The sequence below is a fragment of the Mycobacterium sp. 1245852.3 genome (assembly GCF_001669335.1).
GTDB lineage: Bacteria > Actinomycetota > Actinomycetes > Mycobacteriales > Mycobacteriaceae > Mycobacterium > Mycobacterium europaeum_A.
Window position 1 is genome coordinate 1 of the sequence record NZ_LZLL01000321.1, and the last position, 2,946, is coordinate 2,946.

The 2,946-nt window shown below is 66.6% G+C and carries 3 protein-coding genes and 1 pseudogene; 2 read left to right on the forward strand and 2 right to left on the reverse strand.

From position 1 onward, the window contains the following. Window positions 1–131, forward strand: a pseudogene (locus A9W96_RS14765) (fuculose phosphate aldolase); the annotation flags it as partial. Window positions 132–150: 19 nt separating this feature from the next. Here A9W96_RS14765 and A9W96_RS14770 read toward each other — a convergent pair. Then, window positions 151–1,377: a cytochrome P450 gene (locus A9W96_RS14770; RefSeq protein WP_066869438.1), complete on the reverse strand. Its 1,227-nt coding sequence runs from the start codon at window positions 1,375–1,377 to the stop codon at window positions 151–153. Further along, window positions 1,374–1,958 (reverse strand): TetR/AcrR family transcriptional regulator, encoded by a 585-nt coding sequence (locus A9W96_RS14775; RefSeq protein ID WP_231997739.1) that lies wholly within the window; start codon window positions 1,956–1,958, stop codon window positions 1,374–1,376. Before A9W96_RS14775 ends, A9W96_RS14770 begins: the two co-directional genes overlap by 4 nt. A gap of 76 nt (window positions 1,959–2,034) precedes the next feature. Here A9W96_RS14775 and A9W96_RS14780 point away from each other — a divergent pair. Next, a partial coding sequence (locus tag A9W96_RS14780) for a dihydrodipicolinate reductase (protein WP_067140744.1) occupies window positions 2,035–2,946 on the forward strand: 912 nt, incomplete at its 3' end.

The window sequence follows — 2,946 nt, forward strand, 5'->3', positions numbered from 1 at the left end:
TCACCGCGCTGGTCGAGCGGACCGCTCAAATCGTCTGGGGTGCAAGGGCTCTCGGCGGGCCGGTGCCCATCCCCGAGGACATCAACCGCAACTTCGCGTCCGTGTATAGCTATCTGCGGACGAACGCCTAGCCGGCCGCCGGGCCCGGCGCTAGCTGAAACTGACCGGGAGTGACTCGTACACGGTCATGTTGTTGCACAGGTCGGGCAGCGTCATCCTCGGTCGGCCGACGTCGATGTTGTTTGTATTCAACAGGATTTCATCGAGCGCGGCCCGGACCTCCGCCCGCGCAAGCATCGCACCCAAGCAGTGGTGGGCGCCGCCGCCGCCGAAGGACTGGTGGGGGTTGGGATCACGGCGGATGTCGAACCGGTAGGGGTCCGCGAAGACGTCCTCGTCGCGATTGGCCGAGCGCAGCATCGTCACCACCCGCGCACCCGCGGGGATCACCGCGTCACCGAGCGTCACATCCCTGATCGCCCCGCGCACCCAGAACATGATCGGTGTGGAGTAGCGGATCACCTCCTCGACCGCGGTGCGCCGCGTGTCCGGGTCGGATCGGTAGGCCGCGAGCTGATCCGGATTGCCGGCGAAGGCTCGGATGCCGTCGCACAACGCATTTCGCGTCGTATCGGCGCCGGCCAGGCCGAGCACGAAGAAGAAGATCTCCAGCTCGTTGGATGGCAGCAAAAAGCTTTCGCCCGATTCCGCGGTGATCTCGGTGGTGCACAGCGCGCTCCAGATGTCGTCCACGGGATGCTCCCGCTTGCGGGCGGTCAGCGCGCTCGCGTACTCGAACAGCTCCATGAACGGCAACAGATCATCGCCGCCGGGGACCGACATCTGTGCGCCGGCCGTCTTCAGCACCCGGTCGATCAAGCCGAACACTTGGGGGCGGTCGGCGTCGGGGATCCCGACGATGTCACCGATCACCGATATCGGCAGTCCCGCGGCCAGGTCGACAAACTCACCGCCACCGGATTCGACGAGTGTCGCGGCCATGGCCTTGGCCCGCCGGCGAATCCCCTCTTCCAGTTTGGCCACCGCGCGGGGTGTGAACGCGCGGGAGATGACTTTGCGGCGAATCGTGTGATCCGGCGGGTCCATGCTCACGATCGCCGGATAGGCGTCGAACAACGGTACGTCCTGGATCAGCGGGCCGCGGGTCGCCGTGAACGTTTCGTGATCGCGGTGCACGCGCGCGACGTCCGCGTGCTTGGTGCACACCCAAAACTCGCGTCCCACAGCGGATTGCACGTCGGAAGTCAGCCGCTGGTGAAAGACCGGGGTGTGGGCGCGCAACTCGGCAAACAGATCGTCGGGAAAACGCGACGCCCATAGCGCGGGGGCGGCGAGATCGATGGTCGCGCCGGTCACGATCCGTCTCGATTCCGCTTGAGCTCCTCGCGCAGGCCGGCCAGGATCAGGCGCAGTCCGTAGGCGAACGCCTCGTCACCCGGACCGTGTGCCATTCCCCCGGCGCGCCGGGTGTGTTCAAGCTGAACCGAGCCCAGCAGATGGATGTACAACGCTGCATGCGCGGCATCGAAATGCTTTTCATCCAAGCCACTTTCGCGCAGAATTGCGCGCGCGGCGCGGTTCATCTCGGCGGCCGCGGCGGTGTGCGGATGCTGCTGGAGCAGGGCCGCGATCCCGGGAACGTCGACGAGCACGTGCCAGGCATTCAGGTGCAGCGCAACCAACCGCGCTTCCCAATCGCCCGCCTGCGGCACCTCGATCTGCGTGAGGACCGACTCGATGAGCAGATCGAGCAGTTCGCGCTTGTCGCGGACGTGGTAGTACACCGACGAGGCGGCCGTACCCGCTTCGGCCGCCAGCTCCCGCATCGTCACCCGGCCGACGCCCACGCGCCTAGCCAGTTGCAGGAGGTGCTTGGTCAGGTGCGCCCGGTCCAGGGCCCCGTAGCGCAGCACCGGTACATCGACGTCGGCCTTCACGCGTCCCCCACTTCGAACAGCGTTCTATTTCGAACGGTGTTCAGATTAGAACAGTGTTCGCCTACGCTTGTCAACCATGGGGCGATACCGCGTGGTTCAGTGGTCGACCGGCAACATCGGAAGGCGGGCGCTGGGCATCCTGCTGGACCGCGACGACTTCGACCTCCAGGGCGTGCATGCGTCGGACACCGCGAAGGCGGGGCGCGACGCGGGAACCCTCGCGGGCCGGCCCACGAGCGGCGTCATCGCGACGAGCGATGTCGATGCGCTGCTCGACCTGGCACCCGACTGCGTGAGCTACATGCCACGCGTCATCGACTACGCGCTGGTGGAAACGATGTTGCGTCGCGGCATCAACGTGGTCACGACGGGCGACTTCCTGACCGGCACCCACCACCCGGCTGAACTGCCGGCGCTCGAGGAGGCCGCACGCCGGGGCGGTGCGACCTTTCTGGGAACGGGTTTCGAACCCGGCTTCATCAACGTCGTCGCCGGCTTCCTCACCGGTGCCTGCCGCAAGGTTCGCAGCGTCAAGCTCGTCGAAACGCTGGACTGCACCACCTATCCCGTGCGGGAGGTGTGGCAGGTGCTCGGATTCGGTAAGCCACCGCGGCAGCCGCTGACGCCGATCGACCCCGCGGCTCAACGCTACGGACTCGGTTACTTCGAGACCCTGGACATGATCGCCACAATGCTGGGGACCGAACTCGATTCGACAGAGGCGTTCGTCGAGACCGCGGTGCTGACCCGGGATCTGGATCTGGGGTGGGTGAATTACGCCGCCGGCACCGTCGGCGGCCAGCGCCGCACCTATCGGGGCTATCGCCGCGGAAGCCCGCTGGTCGAACTGGCCATCTGCTGGACCATGAGTGACGACGCGCTCGAGCCGAAATGGGCCGACCCCGAGGGTTTCCGCGTGGTGATCGACGGCGAACCGCGCGTCGACGCGACGATCAGGTTCGGCGAGCCCGGGCAGGACGTGATGACC